The following is a 19,306-nucleotide window of genomic DNA, read 5'->3' on the forward strand; positions in this document are numbered from 1 at the left end:
CGTATACCACTTTACATAAAATCAATTAATATATCATTTAAAACATACTGACCTTCTTGAGTTGCTTTTAAATAATCATTTTCAATCATCAATCTACCCTTTTCTATATTTCTAGTAATCGCTTCTTTATATAGAATACGGGCATCTTCTTGATATCTTTCTTTAAATTTATTTAAATCTAGCCCTTCTTTTAAACGAAGTGACATCATTATTTGATTAAACATTGTTTCTTCTTTTGTTTCATCAATTGTTGTTGTTTTAAAATCACCATTTAAATATTTAGTAAGTGATCGACTATGTTCTATAATTTGTCTATCAATTTTGCTACAAGCACCTAATCCTATTCCATAATAATTATTATAGTACCAATACATAAGATTATGTTTCGATTGATATCCTTGTTTAGCATAATTAGAAATTTCATATTTTTCAAAACCTATTTTTTCTAATTCTTGATCAATGAATAATGTTAATTGATATTCGCTTTCTTCATCTAAAGGCTGATAATTTTTATATTTTAAAATCGTTCCTTCTTCTAAAATCAAAGAATAATAAGAAACATGTTGCAAATCTAAAGATTTTAAAACTTCTATATCCTTTTGAATATCTTCTTTTGTTTGTTTTGGTAAACCATACATCAAATCAATTGAGATATTATCAAAACCTATTTCTTTAGCATATTTAATAATATTTTTTACTTGGATTGTATTATGATGACGATCTATTTCTTTTAATAAATGATCTTGAAACGTTTGTACACCAATACTTAAACGATTAATACCACCTTTTTTTAAAATCTTTAACTTATAATAATCCATTGACTCTGGATTAACTTCCATACAATATTCTTCCACTTCTAAACTATAGGGTTTTAACATTGACATTAATTTTTCTAATTGTTCATCATTTAAAGCACTAGGGGTTCCCCCTCCAATATAAATCGTTTTTAAATGATGTTGCTCTATTTGTGATAATTCTTCATTTAATCTTTGTAAATAGAGATCACTTTGTTCTTGATCATAATAGACCTTGCAAAAATCACAATAACTACAAATAGATTCACAAAAAGGAATGTGTACATATAAACTTCTAGTCTCCATCTTTTAAACCAAATTCCTTTGCTAGTCCACCTAAAGAAGTTTCCTTATAAGCACTATTTAAATCTTTTCCAGTTTCTTTCATAACATTCACAATTGAATCAAATGAAACTTTGTTCTTTCTTAAATAACCTAATTGTTTAGCATAACTTGCTGCATCGATTGCACGTAAAGCACCAAAACCATTTCTTTCAATACAAGGAATTTGAACATAGCCACCAACCGGATCACATGTTAGTCCTAAATTATGTTCAAGCCCCATCTCTGCAGCATATTCAATTAAAGAATTATTAAGTTCTAAAATCCAACCATAGGCTGCTGCAGCCATTGCACAAGCACTGCCAACTTCTGCTTGACATCCGCCATCAGCCCCTGAAATTGTCGCATTATGTTTAATGACATTTCCAAATAAACCAGCAACCGCTAAAGCTTTGATCAATTCTTTACGGGGAATTTCTAATTGTTTATAACAATAAAATAAAACAGCTGGTAAAATTCCACTTGCTCCACATGTTGGCGCAGTAACAATTTTATTACCACAGGCATTTTCCTCAGAAACAGCATAAGCATAGCTTGAAACAAGCAATCTTTCTCGATCACTTTCTCTTCGCGTATTGATTGCTTGTTGATACATACTTTTAGCAACTCTTTTTAGTTGTAACCTTCCAGGAATCACTCCTTCATGATGTAAGCCATTTTGTACACAGGTAAACATACTATCTAACACTTCAAATAAGTAGGCCTTAAAATGTTCATCTTCATAATTTAAAACATAATCATAGAAGGAAATACCATTGTCTTCAATATATTGAATAATTTCTTTAAGATTTTTATGAGGATAGATTTGTTTTGTTTGTTGCAACTTACTTCCTTCATATTCAACAGTTCCTCCACCTATAGAATAAGCAGTAATTGTATCAAGAATTTTTTCATCTTGGTACACATAAAATTTCATGCCATTTGGATGATAAGGTAAACGATCACTTTTAAAACGAACAATCGTTTGCTTACCCAATGTTTGTTTAATAATATAATCTGTTAAATGACCTTTTCCAGTTAAGGCAAGCGACCCATATAATTCAACTTCGAAACGTGAAGCATTTGGATACTGTTCTTTTATTTTAGAAGCTGCTCTTTGAGGACCCATTGTATGTGAAGAGGATGGTCCAAATCCTATCTTAAACAATTCTCTTAATGATTCCATAATTTCTCCTATATTCTTAACATAAATAATTCTAAGCCTAATTTTTTATCTATTTGTCCCGTCTTAATTTTAACATCCAATAAAGATAATTCATTTAAACATCTAAGTAGTTCATCTATTTGAAAAAATTGGCCTTCTTTTCTTACATATTTCAAACGAAAAGGATTAACTGCCAACATTTTAGCAATTTCTTGATCAGTATACCCTTTTCTATCTAATAATTTTACTTGATAAATCAAACGCATAGAATTAGCTACCAAAACAATCAATTTAACTGGTTCTTCATTAATTGTCATTAAATCTTTATAAATAGACATCATCTTTTGTTTATCTTTACTTAAAATAGCTGTTGTTAAATCAAAAACATTTTCATCCAAGGGACGATTGACAAGTTCTTCAACACAATGAATATCAATATGCTGTGTATATAAACAAAGCTTTTCTACTTCACTAGCAATATCCATTAAATTTGTTCCTTTTCTACTTAAAAGTAACTCTAAAGCATCATCATCAATAGTACAATTTCTTTTTTTAACAGCCTGTCTTGCTGTATCAGAAACTTTATAATAATTTAAAGGATTGATTTCATAAAACTGTGCTTCTTTTCTTAACATCTTGACAACTTTTTTTCTTTCATCAAAATTCTTTTCATCATTAAAAATAACAAGATGCACTGTTTTATCTAAATAAGGTAAACATTGCATAAAATAATCTATATCATGATTATCTTTTTTTATTTTTTTGGTTGTTAGAAAATCTGCTTTTTTAATAACAACCATTTTTTCATCACTTAAAAAAGGAGGTGTCATTACATCTTCTAAAACAACTTTCATTCCCTCTTTAGAAACATCATAAACTGTATAATTCATCTGTTCTTGATTACAATGATGATCTTTTTTTAACTTATCTAAACGTTGATCCATCAGTAATCTCTCTGTTCCATATAATACATATAACATATCATCACCATAGCTATTATAAACTAAAAACCACTTGAAGTCATGACATAATTCTTACCTCCATAATAAACAATCTTAACCATTCCTTGAAGATCACTGCGATAAATTTTCACCCCATATGCTTCTAATCTTTTTAATGTTAAATAAGATGGATGTCTATAACGATTATTCTTTCCTACAGAAATAAGCGCTACTTTAGGATCAATCATTTTAAACAAATCTTCACTTGAAGAACTGCTACTTCCATGATGTGCCACTTTTAAAACGTCGACATCTAAATGATGATATGTCTGATATAAATCACTTTCTACCTCTTTAGAAATATCACCTGTAAATAAATAATTTAAATGGTTGATAGTCACGTAAATAATAGAAGAGCGATCATTTGAATTTGTATAATATTTATCTAAAGCTAAATTTTTAAAAACTAAATCGCCAATTTTCTTTTTTTTAAAATCATAGAAAACCTTTTTAACTTTAAAATGTTCTTTCAAAGACGCTAACGCTCCGCAATGATCATAGTCTTCATGTGAAATAAAAACGGCATCCAAATAAAAAACGCCCTGACTTTGTAAATAAGGAATCAACCGAGAAGTCGCAAGATCACTCTTTTGTAATCCCCCAGTATCAATCAATACATTTCCTCTGGCATAAGGCTGTTGAATAAAAAAACAATCCCCTTGGCCCACATCAATCATCACAACTTGTCCTTTCATGTTGTAATAAGGATAAAAATAAAAAGCAAGTAACACACTTAATAATAGACATACTTCTTGGGTTACTTTTCTATTGATATTCAATTTATAAATTCCTTTTAAATAAAGATAATAATAAACACCTATAAAAAATAAAGTCGGTTGACTAAAAGGCAATGTAAAAGAAAAATCATAAATAAAAGCAATCATTTTTAATAACAATTCATATTCTAAAGATAAAAAAGGTAAAATATATTTTCCAAGCAATAAATAATAAAGCATACTTTTATAAATCATTTCTATATAAGGCATTAGAAGAATACCTATTAGAAAAGAAAACACCGGTAAAATATGTTGAATAGAAATAATAATGGGAATTGAACCTAAAAATAAATAATATTTCCCTGCTTTTTGGTTTTGTAAAAGTAAAATAAAAAAATAAATCAAATAAGAAAAAATAAAAGATAAATTATAAATCAAATAAGGATTATACATTAACATACCAACTGTTAAAAAAGAAAAAATATCCAACTGATTTAACCATTTACCAAAAATCATTGGTAAAAAAAGCATTAGATACGCTCTTAAATAAGAAATATTATAAGGAATACTAAACATGTAAACCCCAATCAATATAAGAGATATACATTTTTGTCCTTTTTTTGAAAAAAAGAATTTTAAAAAATTCATCAACCATTTCTGTAAAATTGTAAGATGCATACCCGAAAGAGCAAATAAATGAACAATCGAGAGTTGCGTTAACTTTTGATAATATTCTTTCATTTGTTCATCTTTTGTTCCTAAAATAAATAAAGATAACAGACTTTTTACTTTGGAAGATGTCTTGATTCTTTTTTCTAAATAATGATATAGATGATCTTGATGTTGATTACTTTTTATTTTTTCAAGTTGTAAAGTATCAAAAATATTTAAACTATATAAATAACATTGATAATTAAACGCATAATCATTTTGTATTTGATGGAAGTTATAAGGTTTTCCTATCAAAGAAATATCATCAAACAACGAGATATTTTTAAATTCTCCATAAACCTTTACTTTATGATACCCCCTCTTGACAACAATACTTTGATCATCTTTACTTACGACCTTCCCTGAAATTTCATTTTGATTTAAAGGTTGTGGTAAATAAAAAAAGAGAAATAAGAGAAATGATAATAGTAAACTTACACTCAATAGTATTTTAAAATGTTTTAAATACAGAAAAATAAAATAAAAAATAAGAAATACATATAAAATAGGATGTAACATTTTAGCTAAAACAACCACCAATAAAGGAAGTGCTAGATAAAAACCTTTTCCTTTTATAAACATAAATACTCCCTTAATCGAAGATATGTCTTTTCACCAATTCCTTGAATATTCATTAAATCTTCAATTGTTTGAAATGGTGTTTTTTGTCGATACTCATCGATCTTTATGGCTGTTTTTTCTCCTATTCCTTTTAATTTCATTAAATCATCAAGTGAAGCATGATTTAATGAAATCAGATTTTGACCATGAGGTAAATAAAGTTTACTTTCATTTGTAAGTTGATAATTTTCATTAAATTGATAATGGTTATCTGTTTGCAGTTTTGTTAAAACATCATTAATTGTTGGTTTTGTTTTAAAGGAGAGTTTTTGTTCAAACTCTCCTTCTACATAAATGACAATATTTTGTTTGGTTTGAATATTTTCAACAATAGCTGTTGGCTTTACATAACTATAAATGAGAGAAATAAAAAATAGGACAATAAGTCCTATCTTTTCAAAACTATTCATAATCTTGTTCAATATTTAAATGACGATAAGCCTCAGCTGTTGCTATACGTCCTCTTGGCGTTCTTTTAATCAAACCAATTTGTAATAAATAAGGCTCATTGACATCTTCTAAAGTTTGTGGTTCTTCCCCAATAGATGCAGCAATTGCTTCAAGTCCTACAGGTCCTCCTTTAAAACGATGAATGATTCCTAATAAATACTTATGATCAACATCATCTAATCCTAAATTGTCTACTTTTAATCTTTCTAATGCTTCAATTGTTCTATCTCTTGTAATTGTTGCATCGCCATAAAACTGTGAAAAGTCTCTAACTCTTCTAAATAATCTATTTGCAATACGTGGTGTCCCACGACTTCTTCTTGCAAGTTCCCTTTTAGCATCATCATCCATAACAATATTATACACACGACTTGTACGATCAATAATTTGAGTCAGTTCTTCTTCACTATAATATTCTAATTTTGAAACAATACCAAAACGGTCTCTTAATGGTGCTGATAAATCACCTGCTCTCGTTGTTGCCCCAACAAGGGTAAAAGGTGGTAAATCAATTCTTACCGATCTTGTAGATGCTTCTTTTCCGATAACAACATCAACACAAAAATCTTCCATCGCTGGATATAAAATTTCTTCTACCACTTTATTTAAACGATGAATTTCATCAATAAATAAAACATCACCTGGTTCAAGAGCTGTTAAAATAGCTACTAGATCCCCTGTTTTTTCAATACTTGGACCTGTTGTAATTTTAATATGAGTTCCCATTTCATGAGCAATGATCATTGACATAGTTGTTTTTCCTAAACCTGGTGGTCCATAAAGTAAAACGTGATCTAACGACTCATCACGAAGCTTTGCAGCCCCTACAAACACTTTTAAATTTTCTTTAAGATTTGTTTGTCCAATATATTCATCAAAATCACTTGGACGAAGCGAACTTTCATCATCTTCTACAATTTCAGGATCTAAAACCTCGTTCATGTTTTCCCTCCTATTTAACAATTAAACTTAATGCTTTTTTGACATAACCATTTGTATCTAAATTTTCATCTGTCAATTTCTTAACAACTTTATCTACTTCACTTTGTTTATAACCTAATGCAATTAATACTTCCATAGCTTCTTCCAATTCTTGATTAACGACAGTTTGTTTTGTAGCAGTTACTTTTCCTTGTAAATCAAGAATAATTTGTCCTGCTGCTTTAGGTCCAATACCTGGTATTTTCTTTAAATAGGTCATATTGCCACTTTCAATAGCCTCACAAATTCCTTCAACATCCCCACTTGCTAGCATTGTACAAGCACTTTTACAACCAATTCCTTTAACTGAAATCAATTTTAAAAATAAATCTTTTTCTTCTTTTAAATTAAATCCATACAATAAAATACCATCTTCTTTTACTTGTTGATAAAGATAAACAACCACTTCTTTTCCTTTAGAAAAAGCATAAGGATTGCTCACATAAATTAAATAACCAATCCCATTATTTTCTAAAACAATATGATCACTTTGAATATCAACAATCAAACCTTTTATATAGCTATACATACATTTCTCCTATTACTATTATATTATAAAAAACAAATCATTTCGTCTCAAATTTGTGTCAAATTTGTCTCAATTATATCATAGTATCTATTAACTGAAAATAAAAAATCAGGCATAAAGCCTGATTCATTAATCATAGAATTCGAATTCAAAATCAAGAATAGAAACAACATCTCCATCTTGACATCCTGCGTTTCTAAGAGCTTCATCAATTCCCATATTACGCATTTTAATAGATAAACGTTTAATTGCATCATCACTTACTAGAGAAGTCATGGATACAAGACGTTCAATCTTCTTACCAGTAATTGTCCATTGACCATTACCTAAATTGTGAACAACAAATGGTGCCTCTTCTTCTTCATAATTATAAACAACTGTATTTTCTTCTACTTCTTCCATATCAAACTTAGGCGCAGTTTCTAAAGCATCTGCAACAGCATATAATACTTGATCAACACCTTCATGAATAATTGCTGAAATAGGGAATACTTTAACATCTTCTCCTACTTTTTCTTTGAAAGCTTTTAAATTTTCTTCAGCATTTTCTTCATCCATTTTATTAGCTACGACAATTTGTGGTCTTTCTAATAAACGATATTGATATTGTCCAAGTTCTTCATTAATTGTACAATAATCTTCATAAGGATCACGTCCTTCAATACCACCCATATCAATAATATGAACAATAACACGACATCTTTCAATATGTCTTAAAAATTGATGACCAAGTCCTTTACCTTGACTTGCCCCTTCAATTAATCCTGGAAGGTCAGCCATAACAAAGTTACGACCATCTTTTGCTTGAACGACTCCTAAATTAGGAACAATAGTCGTAAAATGGTAATCAGCAATTTCTGGTCTTGCACGTGAAACAACAGATAAGAATGTTGATTTACCTACTGAAGGGAACCCTACAAGTCCAACATCTGCTAATAATTTAAGCTCACAGCAAACATCAAATTTTTCTCCCGGTTCTCCTCTTTCACAAATTTGTGGTGCAGGATTTCGAGAAGTTGCAAAACGCGCATTTCCTCTTCCACCACGACCACCTTTAGCAAGAACGACACGTTGTCTGTCTTCTGTTAAATCAGCCATAATTTTTCCAGTTTCTTCATTCGTAATAACTGTCCCCACTGGTACCTTGATTACTAAATCACTTGCATCTGCACCATGCATTTTTTTAGCCATCCCATTACCACCAGGACGTGCCTTATAAACACGTTTATATTTTAAATCTAATAACGTTGATAAAGATGTTGTTGCTTCAAAAATAATGCTTCCACCTTTTCCACCGTCTCCACCGGCAGGTCCACCTTTTGGAACATGTGCTTCACGTCTAAAAGCCACCGTTCCATCTCCACCTTTACCAGCTTCAATATATATTTTAGCTTTATCGATAAATTGCATACTTCCACCTCTCTTTCAAAAAAAATCCCTTTTCAGGGATTTCATTATGCAGCTGGGTAAACTGATACTTTTTTTCTATCTTTTCCCATTCTTTCGAATTTAACAATTCCATCACACATAGCGAATAAAGTGTCATCTCCACCTTTTCCTACGTTAGTACCTGGATGAATTTTAGTACCTCTTTGTCTATAAATAATAGAACCAGCAGTAGCGAATTGTCCGTCTGATAATTTAGCTCCTAATCTTTTTGATTTTGAGTCACGACCGTTTTTAGTTGATCCAACCCCTTTTTTAGAAGCGAATAATTGTAAATCTAATTTAAACATCATGATGTTATTCCTCCTCATAGGTTATCTTGATATATTGATGATAGTCTTCTGTAAATGATTCCAAACTAATCACAAGAGTCTCTAGTATCACTTGCATTATTTCATCATTTTCATACACATCTATCATTATATTACCATTTTTTAAAATAATTGCACACTTTTTTTCTTCTAGAAATCCCTTTTTAGCAAGAGTATTGCAAATACCTGTAGCTACAGCACTTACGCCAGCACACACAAGATCTTTGCCATATTCACCAAACTGGGCATGTCCTTTTATTTTAATTTGAGTAATATATTTATTATTTCTTTTTATTTGAACTTTAATCATTATTTAACGTTGATTGAATCAACAATTAATTTTGTATAAGGTTGTCTATGACCTTGTTTTTTGTGGTAATGTTTTTTAGCGTTATATTTATAAATAGTTACTTTTCTTTCTTTACCTTGTTTTTCTACAGTAGCTTCTACAGTAGCACCTTCAACGTAAGGAGCACCAATAGTTACAGTTTCATCTCCAACTAATAATACTTTATCAAAAGTAACTTTTTCTCCTGCTTCAACTTCTAATTTTTCTACGAAAATTGCATCACCAGCTTCAACTTTTAATTGTTTTCCACCTGTTTCGATAATTGCGTACATACCGCACCTCCTATAATTTTTTTCTAAGACTCGCCAACCAAGGCAGCAAACGCATTTAGTACCTTTTATGTGCGGTTGTAGTCTAGAGGTCTACAACAAGTGCATTATACTGAATATTCCAATTAAAGTCAATGCGATTTCTTAGATTTTATCAAATAAATTTTTATTGTGTCAAAATCATAAAATCGTTGATGAAAATGATAGATATTTTGATAAGGTCGAAAATATTCAAGATGTTTATTTATTTTCACTCTTTTTTTACTAAGATGATCACTCATCAATGTTTCCATATAAATCAAACGATAATTTTTAAGATATAAAATAACTTGATAAAATAAATATCCTAAAATAATTTTTCTCCCTATTTGTTTCGTAATAATCCATAAAATACAAATAAACAATAGTGAAACTTTTATTTGTATTTGCATGGCTTTTTGATAATCTATGAAATAAGATAAAAATAATAATAAAAGTTTTGAACCATCCAAAGGATAAACTGGAAGTAAGTTGAATATTAAAATATAAATATTGATTTTAGCTAACAATGGTTCTTTTATAAAAATAAAAAAAATAAAACAAATAAGATTAATAAATGGACCACAAAGAAGCATCCCTATTTCTTCATAAACATAATGTTTTCCTAAATCTTTTAACGATAAAAAAGCCCCAAAAGGAAGTATCATAATCTTTTCAATTTCAAAAGAAAAATAAAGTGCCACAAGATAATGACCTATTTCATGTAAAATAGAAAAAAATAAAAAAGCCACATAATAAGAAGAACCTGATATAAAGGCTAAAAGTAAATAAAAATAAGTAAGGGGATGTATTTTCATTTTACATCCCCAAATATTCTTGATAAGTGATTTGTTTTCCTAAATATTCAAATATCATTTTAAACTTTTGTTGATACAAAGCAATTGTATCCCCTTGTTTTATTTTTTGAAATTTATTTACTTGAATATCTTTTAACTTAGAAAAAGTAATTTCCGTACCATTTTCATCTAAAATAGTCACTTGTTGTTTTTTTACATCAATCACTTTACCGTTATTCATTGCAAGAACCTGATTTCCTGTTCCTTTATAATAGTCATCCTTGATCAAGGTATATTGTAATTCTTGACTTACTTTAACATCTTCTGGTAAAAAATCTAAAACACTTTGTGAAACAAAGGTAATCAATTGTTGTAAATATTTTTGATTAAATATTTTTTGTTCAAGTTCTGGATTTTTCAAAACAATCAATGAACCTAAAACAACAATCATCATAACCATCAAACGTACCATCCCATTATAAAGCTTTTTGAAATTATGATCATTAAGTGGTCTTTTCCTTTTTTCAATGCGTTTTCTTACATCATCCAAATCTGACATATAATCACCTATTACATCATATGAAATCATCCCAAAAAGATACGACTTAATAAACCTCTCCTTTTACATTTAGCAAAAGCTCTTTTATGTCCTAACAAACGATGTGCGATATTATCAAAACAATCATGTAAAAGATGACCCTTCAACAAATAAACAGGGCGTCCTTTATTATTAGCTTCAATCATTTCATGATCTTCATAAACAATTCCTAAAAGTGGTAAAGATAAAATATCTAAAGCATCATCGATCGTTAATGATTTGCCATCTTCAATATCATCTAAATTCACTTTATTAATAATCAACTTTAAATCCTGTATTCCCTTTTTAAGCAATAGGCCAATCACTCGGTCATTATCTCTTAATGTTGCAAGATCAAGATTAACAACAATAATTGCTTCATCAGCAATTGATGAGGCATAAGTAAACCCTTGTTCAATTCCTGCTGGTGAATCTACAATAATAAAATCAAAATCATTTTTTAAATAATCAATCAGTGCCGCCATGATCGATGCATCTAAATTTTGAAAAGACAACGTTTTACACGCTGGTAATAAATAAAGCGTTTGTTCTCTTTTATCTTTGACCAACACCTGATGAATTTCACATTTACCAGAAATCACATCATTTAAATCATAAACAACTCTATTTTCCAATCCCATCATAACATCTAAATTCTTTAAACCAAAATCTCCATCAATCAAACATACTTTTAAGTTTTGATGTGCCAAAGCAATTGCTAAATTAACACTGATACTACTTTTACCCACACCACCTTTTCCAGATGTCACAGTAATGATTCTAGACATGTATGTAATCCCCCTTTTCTACAACGATATCGTTATCTTTATAATAAACAAGTGACATTTCGAAAGTTGTAAAATGGTGTATAGATTTTCCAAAAAAGCGAATTGTTGCATTCTTAAATCTTTGACTGGAAATACAAGCTTCTTCACTTTGGACTTCTATAATCCCAAAAACACCTTGCATGACATATAATTTAGCATACACTTGAACAATGGCCCCTGGATTGATTTTACCTGTAATTAATGTATCTTCATAAATTTCTATTTTTTCTCCCGCATGTATAGAAGCATCGATCATTCTTAATTCTTTTTTCTCCTCCGTTTTTTCTTCTATAAAACCACCAAACAAGAGACTTTTACATTCTACAAGAACACCAAAAAATTGTAATATCTCATCATTTTCCAAAATTCGACCCTTCAAATCAAAAAAGGCCTTTGGGTAATAATCCTTCTTTTTAAAGAAAGATTGCACCAAAAGACCTTTTAATTCATTTAATAAAACTTCAAAATCGACTTCATTATCCATTATAAAAATCAAACGTCCATTAAGATTCTTAACTAAAATATACATCAATATCACCTTCAAGATTTAATTTATCGTGGATAAAATACACCCCATTAAAAATAACAATATTGAATAGTAATGTTGGTAGTAGTCTCTTAATTAGAAATGTTGTTATCACTAATTGAGTTGTATTTGTTATCCACATTAAAGAATATAACACACTCTCCTGTACAAAAATTGTCAAAACAACGATGACAATCGCCTCAAAATAAGTCATAACAGCTTTTTTCATATAACGCTTTTCAAAAAAAGAATACATAAAGAACAATAAGACATATACAAAAATAGAATTTCCATAAATTACACTAAAATAAATTCCACAAATTCCTGCAAAAATATAACGATGATCTTCATCAATTGTATTCGTCAATAAATCAAACATCATCACACCAACATAAGGAACAATTGTCAAATTTAATTTCAAAATTGAAGATGGTAAATAAAAACGTAAAATACTGTCGATAACAAAGAAAATAAACATGATAATTAAATATCTAACAAGCTTATTCTTCATTACCATTGACCTTCTTTACTACACTTACATAAGATAAATCTTTAAACTGCGCAGCCATTTTAACAGTTAAAGTCATTGTTGTTCCATCACTTTGAGTTACCAGTTTTTTTGCTTTACCAATATAAATTCCTTTAGGACATTTTCCATCTCCACCTAAACCAGAAGTATAAACTTTCGCATTTTTTTCTAATTTATCAATTCCTGAAAGTAAAGTAATATTTAAAACTTTCTTATTAACATCATAATTTTTTAATAATCCATAAATCGTTTGATCACCATTAATAATCATTACTGGAATTTGATTTGATGGATTTTCACTTGTAAGTAACGAAACAGTAGAACTAATTTCCGTTACATGACTAACAACACCGATCATTCCTTTAGAATCACAAACTGCCATTCCTTCTTGAACATTATTTAAACTTCCAGCATCAATTGTAATTTCATCATTCCAATTTGTTTGATCACGTATTTGTACACTAGCTGCCTTCGTTTTATAATCATTTGGAAGATAATCCATTTCTGTTAATTTCTTTAATTTTTTAATTTCTGATTGTAAAACTTCATTTTCAGATTCAATATTGACATAAGAATCTAACTTTTCTTTTAAAATTCTATTTTCATCATAAACATCCTTTAAATCATTATATTCATTAAAGATATCATTTACAAAAGAAATAGGTTTTTTAATAATATAGTATTCAATCATAGAAATAGAATTACTTAATGTCTTTTCTAAACGGGATTGTTTTCTCCCTACAAAAAAACCAATAACTGATACTAAAATAACAACGACAAAAAAACCAATAATAATTCTTTTATTTCTTTTTTTTCTACGATTGTTCATATAATCACCTCTAGTATCATTCATTATATAGAGTTCACTAAAAAAAATCAATCTTCTTTATTTTGATAGATTTTTTTTGAAGCAAAACTATAAAAACAATGCTTACCAACAATTAGATGATCTATGAACTCTATTTCTAAACAATCCGCCATTTCTTTAATCTTTTGCGTTATTAGTTCATCTTCTACAGATGGTGCAGGATTTCCACTTGGATGATTATGTATCAAAATAATTCGATTAGCACCACATCTAAGTGTATGTTGAAATACCTCTTTTGTTTCTAACATAGAAGCATCTCCACTTCCTATAAATAATAATTTCTCTTGAATGATTTCTAAACGGCTATTTAAACAAAGTAAAATGACTTTTTCCTGTTTTTCAAACATCAATTTATGTTTAATATATTCATAACCATCTTGAGGTTCTTTAATAACAAATCTTTTTGTATTTTCTTTTTGCATTCTTTTCGCAAGTTCTATACTTGCCATTAATTCAATTGCTTTTGCTTGTTTAATACCTTTGATTTTCGTTAATTGATAATAGTCTACATCTTTTAAAGCTTGGAACCCTCCTATTTCTTCTAATAATAAAGAAGCCAAATTTAAAACAGACATTTCTTTATTTCCTGTTCTTAAAATTACTGCAATTAATTCTTGATTCGATAAAGTTTCAATCCCATTATAAATTGCTTTTTCTCTTGGTCTTTCAAAGCGAGGACAATTCAACATCATTTAAAGCTTTACTTTTATTTTTTTACTTAAACAATAGGCTAATACTATTTTTATAAGATCTCCAGGTATAAAAGGAACAACACACATCATTAAAGAAGCACTTAAATTCATCTTCGTCACAAACATAAACCACAGTGTTCCAATAAAATAGCAGATCACACTTCCAATAATACATGCTAAACCAATAGGAACTCTTGTTTTTAATTTTGAAATAACATAGACCATTATTGGAAACGAAAAGATATATCCCCCACTATAACCTAAAAGCGATCCCATACCACCTTGAAATCCAGCAAAAACAGGTAAACCAACCGCTCCCATCAACAAATAAACAACACATGCACTAACTGCTACCTTACAAGGAGCAATCAATGCAATTAAACAAACCATAAAGGTTTGTAATGTAATTGGTACATATCCTGGTAAATCAATTTTAATTTGCGAAAATATAGCCATCATACATGCCATAAGTGCGCAATAACACATTTCTTTTGTTTTGAAGTTCAAAGTTTTCACCCCCTGAAAGCATACTATCAAAGAGTAACTTCCTTGTCAATTTGTTTTTAAAAATTGATAAATTGCATTATATTCTTTTTTTTCAATATTCTCTTGATAACGATCATCTATAAAATATTCTTTAACCACACATGTATTTCCTTTTTCAGCAATCTCTTTTGCTTGTTGATGTGCCTCTTTTTGTTTTATAAAAATATCAGTAATAACAACATACTCTTGATCTTGATACATAGAACTCTTATACCCTAATTCTTCTATTTGTTTCATTGTATTTTCAGCATTTGCTTTTTCTTTATAGCGTCCTACTTGGACAACATAGATATTGATTTCTTGTTTAAGTGCTCGATTTACATAATACATAGTTAGTGTATTACATAAAAGCATTAAAAAAGTAAAAATAAGCATTCCTTTCTTTTTCATAGACTCACCTCTTTCTAGTCTATGAAAATTAATAAAGAATATGAAGGTACCGAAGTACCTTCATCTATTATCTCCATTCAATAGAAACAAGTCTTGGAATTGAAATACGACCACTAGAAGAATATAACATTTTATAAACGGCTGCTCCCACAACAACACAGACAATCCATGTTCCTACTCCTCCACCAATAATTTCCATTTGATTTGTTAATTGTAATTCTTGCATTTTCATTTCCTCCTTTTTTTATTTAAGGAACAGACACCCACTAACTTCCTCACTATTTATATAGACATTTTTTGAGTATTTTTCTTTTAAAAATTAAAAAAAATCAAGTTTTTTCAAACTTGATTTTACATAGCTGCTAATTTTTCTTTAACAGCATTATATTTAGATGTATAATCTTCTAATTTTTGACGTTCACTATCAACTTTTGCTTGAGGTGCTTTTGATACAAATTTTTCATTACTTAACATATTTGTACAACGTTTAATTTCCCCTTCAAGTTTTTGAAGTTCAGCTTGTAATTTTTGTTTTTCTGCTTCTTTATCAACATAAGCACCAAGTTCAACGATCAATGTATTACCACCTTGAATCATTGCTGTCGCAACATCTTTAGAAGCTTCTTGATTATAACCAACACAAGTTGCATTACATAATTTCTTTAAGTAAGGAACACATTGGTCTAATAAAGCTTGTAAGTTTTCATCTTTTGTTTCAATTGAGTATTCCACTTCGATTGCATTTTTAATTGTATAGTTTGCACGAATTTCACGAACACCTTTAACAATATCCATTAAATAAGTAAATTGTTTGTTGATGTTTTCATCATTGAAATCAGGATTTACTGTTGGATATTTAGAAATACAAATTGATTCTTCTAAATGTGGAATTGCTTGATAAATTTCTTCAGTTACAAATGGCATGAATGGATGTAACATTCTAACGATTGCATTTAATACATAAACAAGAGTATGAGCACTTGCTTGTTTTTCAACTTCATTATCACTATTTAAATGAACTTTTGTAAGTTCGATATACCATGAACAGAAATCATCCCAAATGAATTTATATAATTCGCTACCAACATTAACGAATTCAAATTTATCCATGTTGGCATCTACCTCTTCAATTACGTTATTTAAACGATTTAAAATCCATTTATCACATAAATTTAAATGATCAAATTTTAAATCCTTATATTCTAAATCTCCATCAATATTCATTAAAACGAATCTTGCTGAGTTCCAAATTTTATTAATAAAATTCCATGATGCTTCTAGTTTTTCAGGAATATATCTTAAATCCATACCTGGTGCTGAATTTGTAGTTAAGAAGAATCTTAATGTATCAGCACCGTATTGATCGATAACATCCATTGGGTCAACCCCATTACCTAATGATTTAGACATTTTTCTTCCTTGTTCATCACGAATTAAACCATGAATCAAAACATGTTCAAATGGTCTTTGACCTGTAAATTCTAATGATTGGAAAATCATACGACTTACCCAGAAGAAAATAATATCATATCCTGTAACTAAAGTATTTGTTGGGAAGTATCTTTTAAATAAAGGATCTTCCGTATTAGGCCAACCTAATGTTGAAAATGGCCATAATGCACTAGAGAACCAAGTATCTAAGACATCTTCATCTTGTGTCCAGTTTTCGGTATCTTCTGGTGCAGTTTTTCCAACATAAACTTCACCTGTTTCTTTATGATACCATGCTGGTACTTGATGTCCCCACCATAATTGACGTGAAATACACCAATCTTCGATATTTTCCATCCATTGTGTAAATGTTTTTTCAAATCTTTCTGGTACAAAGTTTACTTTAGAATCTTTCTTTTGATTAGCTAAAGCAGCTTCAGCCAATGGTTTCATCTTAACGAACCATTGTTTTGATAAATAAGGTTCAACAATAGCTCCTGATCTTTCTGAGTGACCTACTTGATGTAAATGTTTTTCAATATGATCAACAATACCCGCTGCTTCAAAATCAGCAACTAATTGTTTACGACATTCAAAACGATCCATACCTTGATATTTATGACAAAGTTCATTCATTGTTCCATCATCATTCATACAAATAGGCATGTCTAAGTTGTATTTTTTAGCTAAAGCAAAGTCATTTGGATCATGAGCAGGTGTACATTTCATTACCGCAGTTCCAAAATCCATATCGATATAACTATCAGCCATAATTGGTAATTTTTCACCATTAGCTGGGTTGATTGCATATTTACCAACTAAATCTTTATATCTTTCATCATCAGGGTGAACAAAGATAGCTTGATCGGCAAACATTGTTTCAGGACGTGTTGTCGCAATGACTAATTCTTGATCACTATCTACAATTTTATATTTGAAATAATACATTGCCCCTTCAATTTCTTTATGAATAACTTCGATATTACTTAAAGCTGTTCTTTGTACAGGATCCCAGTTAATAATTCTTTTACCTTGATAAATATATCCTTTTTCATATAAACGAACGAAAACTTCTTTAACCGCTTGAGATAATCCTTCATCTAAAGTAAATCTTTCTTTCGAATAATCTAAAGATAAACCTAATTTTTCCCATTGAGCACGAATAATAGAAGCATATTCTTCTTTCCAAGACCAAGCTTTTTCTAAGAAACCTTCTCTTCCTAAATCATAACGAGAAATTCCTTCTTCTCTCATTCTTGCTTCTACTTTAGCTTGTGTAGCAATTCCGGCATGGTCCATACCAGGAAGCCATAAAGCATCATAACCTTGCATTCTTTTATAACGAATAATCATATCTTGTAAAGTTGTATCCCAAGCATGTCCTAAATGAAGTTTACCTGTAACGTTTGGTGGTGGAATAACGATTGCATAAGGCTTTTTAGAAACATCTCCTGCTTTAAAATATTCTTTTTCTAACCAATGTTGATATTTACCTTTTTCAACACTTTTATGATCATATTTACTCGCTAATTCTTTTTTCATTTTCATCATCCTTTTCAATAAAACTTTCTTTATGTTCTTTAATGTATTCTCCTAATTTATCACCAATTCCTGAAGAACGTAATAAAGAAACAAATTCATTTGTAAAATCAGAGAAATTGTATGTAGCGTATTCACTTGTTTCATCAATTTCATCTTCTTGATCGTTTTCAATTAAAATAGCTAATTTTTCAGCTTCTTCTAATAAATGAGCAATATCATAACATTTCATTGTTTCAAATGCTTCTTTATAATAAGGTCGATAATTACAATAAGGTTCTGTTATAAAAAACGAATGGATTGAACCTCTTCCCCCTTCTAAAGAACATTCTAATTGGTACATTGTATAAATCAATAATTCCTCATGTGTCAAATAAGGAATAATATTTCCATCATAGTTATCATCTTCATATAGACGATCTTCTTTCGCATTAATATGAAAAATAACAGCTCTTGTTAGATCAATTGGTTCAATCTTATCAAAAACATCACTTGTAAGATGAGAAAACATATCTTTTTCTTGAGCTAATTTTTCTTCATATTGCTTTCTTTTTTCTTTTAATTGTTTAAATTTTTTACCATAAAAACTAAACAAGAACACACACATGACAGCAAAAATAATCCATACATACCAATACTCTGTAAAATAATTCATCTTTTTCCTCCTTAAAATAAAAAAGCCATCCCTCTAAGGACGACTTATATCGCGATACCACCTTAGTTCTAAGTATAAAACTTAGCACCTTAAAACTTTAACGCAGTTCTACGTGTTAAACTACTTCATTTCATCTAACATGCTCCTTGGCTACCTTCACTCTTTTCATTTATCCCTTTCCAGCAAACGGGACTCTCTATCAAACAAAGAAGAACTACTCCTCCAAATCATTGCAGTTCTATTCTAT

The 19,306-nt window shown here is 29.3% G+C and carries 23 protein-coding genes and 2 other annotated features; all 23 genes read right to left on the reverse strand.

What is annotated here, in order from left to right:
• Window positions 1-11: 11 nt before the first annotated feature.
• Window positions 12-1,100, reverse strand: coding sequence for a radical SAM family heme chaperone HemW (hemW, locus tag OCV55_RS04610; protein ID WP_147579947.1), 1,089 nt, complete (start codon window positions 1,098-1,100; stop codon window positions 12-14).
• Window positions 1,090-2,301 carry an L-serine ammonia-lyase, iron-sulfur-dependent, subunit alpha gene (locus OCV55_RS04615; RefSeq protein ID WP_032091584.1) on the reverse strand — a complete coding sequence of 404 codons (1,212 nt, stop codon included), beginning with the start codon at window positions 2,299-2,301 and terminating at the stop codon, window positions 1,090-1,092. Before OCV55_RS04615 ends, hemW begins: the two co-directional genes overlap by 11 nt.
• An 8-nt stretch (window positions 2,302-2,309) precedes the next feature.
• On the reverse strand, window positions 2,310-3,260 hold the full coding sequence (gene holA, locus OCV55_RS04620) for a DNA polymerase III subunit delta (RefSeq protein ID WP_147579948.1): 951 nt from the start codon (window positions 3,258-3,260) through the stop codon (window positions 2,310-2,312).
• 23 nt (window positions 3,261-3,283) lie between these two features.
• Window positions 3,284-5,290: a ComEC/Rec2 family competence protein gene (locus tag OCV55_RS04625; protein WP_147579949.1), complete on the reverse strand. Its 2,007-nt coding sequence runs from the start codon at window positions 5,288-5,290 to the stop codon at window positions 3,284-3,286.
• Complete coding sequence (locus OCV55_RS04630; protein WP_147579950.1) at window positions 5,281-5,739, reverse strand: ComEA family DNA-binding protein; 459 nt, start codon at window positions 5,737-5,739, stop codon at window positions 5,281-5,283. Before OCV55_RS04630 ends, OCV55_RS04625 begins: the two co-directional genes overlap by 10 nt.
• Window positions 5,732-6,721 carry a Holliday junction branch migration DNA helicase RuvB gene (gene ruvB, locus OCV55_RS04635; protein WP_022002220.1) on the reverse strand — a complete coding sequence of 330 codons (990 nt, stop codon included), beginning with the start codon at window positions 6,719-6,721 and terminating at the stop codon, window positions 5,732-5,734. The genes OCV55_RS04630 and ruvB overlap by 8 nt, the downstream gene beginning before the upstream one ends.
• 10 nt (window positions 6,722-6,731) lie before the next feature.
• The gene (gene ruvA, locus OCV55_RS04640) at window positions 6,732-7,289 is read right to left on the reverse strand and encodes a Holliday junction branch migration protein RuvA (RefSeq protein WP_022002221.1); all 558 of its coding nucleotides are present in this window, start codon (window positions 7,287-7,289) and stop codon (window positions 6,732-6,734) included.
• Window positions 7,290-7,418: 129 nt separating this feature from the next.
• Window positions 7,419-8,699: a GTPase ObgE gene (gene obgE / locus OCV55_RS04645; RefSeq protein WP_032091588.1), complete on the reverse strand. Its 1,281-nt coding sequence runs from the start codon at window positions 8,697-8,699 to the stop codon at window positions 7,419-7,421.
• A gap of 44 nt (window positions 8,700-8,743) precedes the next feature.
• Window positions 8,744-9,028, reverse strand: coding sequence for a 50S ribosomal protein L27 (gene rpmA, locus OCV55_RS04650; RefSeq protein ID WP_022002223.1), 285 nt, complete (start codon window positions 9,026-9,028; stop codon window positions 8,744-8,746).
• 4 nt (window positions 9,029-9,032) lie between these two features.
• The gene (locus OCV55_RS04655; protein ID WP_032091589.1) at window positions 9,033-9,356 is read right to left on the reverse strand and encodes a ribosomal-processing cysteine protease Prp; all 324 of its coding nucleotides are present in this window, start codon (window positions 9,354-9,356) and stop codon (window positions 9,033-9,035) included.
• The gene (gene rplU, locus OCV55_RS04660) at window positions 9,356-9,667 is read right to left on the reverse strand and encodes a 50S ribosomal protein L21 (RefSeq protein WP_032091590.1); all 312 of its coding nucleotides are present in this window, start codon (window positions 9,665-9,667) and stop codon (window positions 9,356-9,358) included. The genes OCV55_RS04655 and rplU overlap by 1 nt, the downstream gene beginning before the upstream one ends.
• 16 nt (window positions 9,668-9,683) lie before the next feature.
• Window positions 9,684-9,754: a sequence feature (ribosomal protein L21 leader region), on the reverse strand.
• Between the two features lie 41 nt (window positions 9,755-9,795).
• Window positions 9,796-10,500, reverse strand: a complete 705-nt coding sequence (locus OCV55_RS04665) for a site-2 protease family protein (RefSeq protein WP_147579951.1) — start codon at window positions 10,498-10,500, stop codon at window positions 9,796-9,798.
• Window position 10,501: 1 nt separating this feature from the next.
• Window positions 10,502-11,038 (reverse strand): peptidoglycan DD-metalloendopeptidase family protein, encoded by a 537-nt coding sequence (locus OCV55_RS04670; protein WP_227392222.1) that lies wholly within the window; start codon window positions 11,036-11,038, stop codon window positions 10,502-10,504.
• 26 nt (window positions 11,039-11,064) lie between these two features.
• The gene (gene minD / locus OCV55_RS04675; RefSeq protein ID WP_022002228.1) at window positions 11,065-11,844 is read right to left on the reverse strand and encodes a septum site-determining protein MinD; all 780 of its coding nucleotides are present in this window, start codon (window positions 11,842-11,844) and stop codon (window positions 11,065-11,067) included.
• Complete coding sequence (locus tag OCV55_RS04680; protein WP_119362976.1) at window positions 11,837-12,412, reverse strand: hypothetical protein; 576 nt, start codon at window positions 12,410-12,412, stop codon at window positions 11,837-11,839. The genes minD and OCV55_RS04680 overlap by 8 nt, the downstream gene beginning before the upstream one ends.
• Window positions 12,396-12,920 carry a hypothetical protein gene (locus OCV55_RS04685; protein WP_147579953.1) on the reverse strand — a complete coding sequence of 175 codons (525 nt, stop codon included), beginning with the start codon at window positions 12,918-12,920 and terminating at the stop codon, window positions 12,396-12,398. Before OCV55_RS04685 ends, OCV55_RS04680 begins: the two co-directional genes overlap by 17 nt.
• The gene (gene mreC / locus OCV55_RS04690) at window positions 12,910-13,767 is read right to left on the reverse strand and encodes a rod shape-determining protein MreC (protein ID WP_032091595.1); all 858 of its coding nucleotides are present in this window, start codon (window positions 13,765-13,767) and stop codon (window positions 12,910-12,912) included. Before mreC ends, OCV55_RS04685 begins: the two co-directional genes overlap by 11 nt.
• A gap of 47 nt (window positions 13,768-13,814) precedes the next feature.
• Window positions 13,815-14,498: a RadC family protein gene (gene radC, locus OCV55_RS04695; protein ID WP_119362975.1), complete on the reverse strand. Its 684-nt coding sequence runs from the start codon at window positions 14,496-14,498 to the stop codon at window positions 13,815-13,817.
• A complete protein-coding gene (locus OCV55_RS04700; protein ID WP_032091597.1) occupies window positions 14,499-15,005 on the reverse strand; it encodes a biotin transporter BioY in 507 nt (168 codons plus the stop codon).
• Between the two features lie 45 nt (window positions 15,006-15,050).
• Window positions 15,051-15,434, reverse strand: coding sequence for an SPOR domain-containing protein (locus OCV55_RS04705; RefSeq protein ID WP_147579954.1), 384 nt, complete (start codon window positions 15,432-15,434; stop codon window positions 15,051-15,053).
• Window positions 15,435-15,501: 67 nt separating this feature from the next.
• Window positions 15,502-15,660: a hypothetical protein gene (locus tag OCV55_RS04710; RefSeq protein ID WP_167389340.1), complete on the reverse strand. Its 159-nt coding sequence runs from the start codon at window positions 15,658-15,660 to the stop codon at window positions 15,502-15,504.
• A 125-nt stretch (window positions 15,661-15,785) separates the two neighbouring features.
• Entirely contained in the window at window positions 15,786-18,407 is a 2,622-nt protein-coding gene (locus OCV55_RS04715) for a valine--tRNA ligase (RefSeq protein WP_032091599.1), read from the reverse strand.
• Window positions 18,385-19,059 (reverse strand): DMP19 family protein, encoded by a 675-nt coding sequence (locus tag OCV55_RS04720; RefSeq protein WP_119362972.1) that lies wholly within the window; start codon window positions 19,057-19,059, stop codon window positions 18,385-18,387. Before OCV55_RS04720 ends, OCV55_RS04715 begins: the two co-directional genes overlap by 23 nt.
• A gap of 32 nt (window positions 19,060-19,091) precedes the next feature.
• Window positions 19,092-19,299: a binding site (T-box leader), on the reverse strand.
• Between the last annotated feature and the right edge of the window lie 7 nt (window positions 19,300-19,306).

The sequence above is a fragment of the [Clostridium] ammoniilyticum genome, assembly GCF_025566905.1.
GTDB classification, from domain to species: domain Bacteria; phylum Bacillota_I; class Bacilli_A; order Erysipelotrichales; family Coprobacillaceae; genus Faecalibacillus; species Faecalibacillus intestinalis.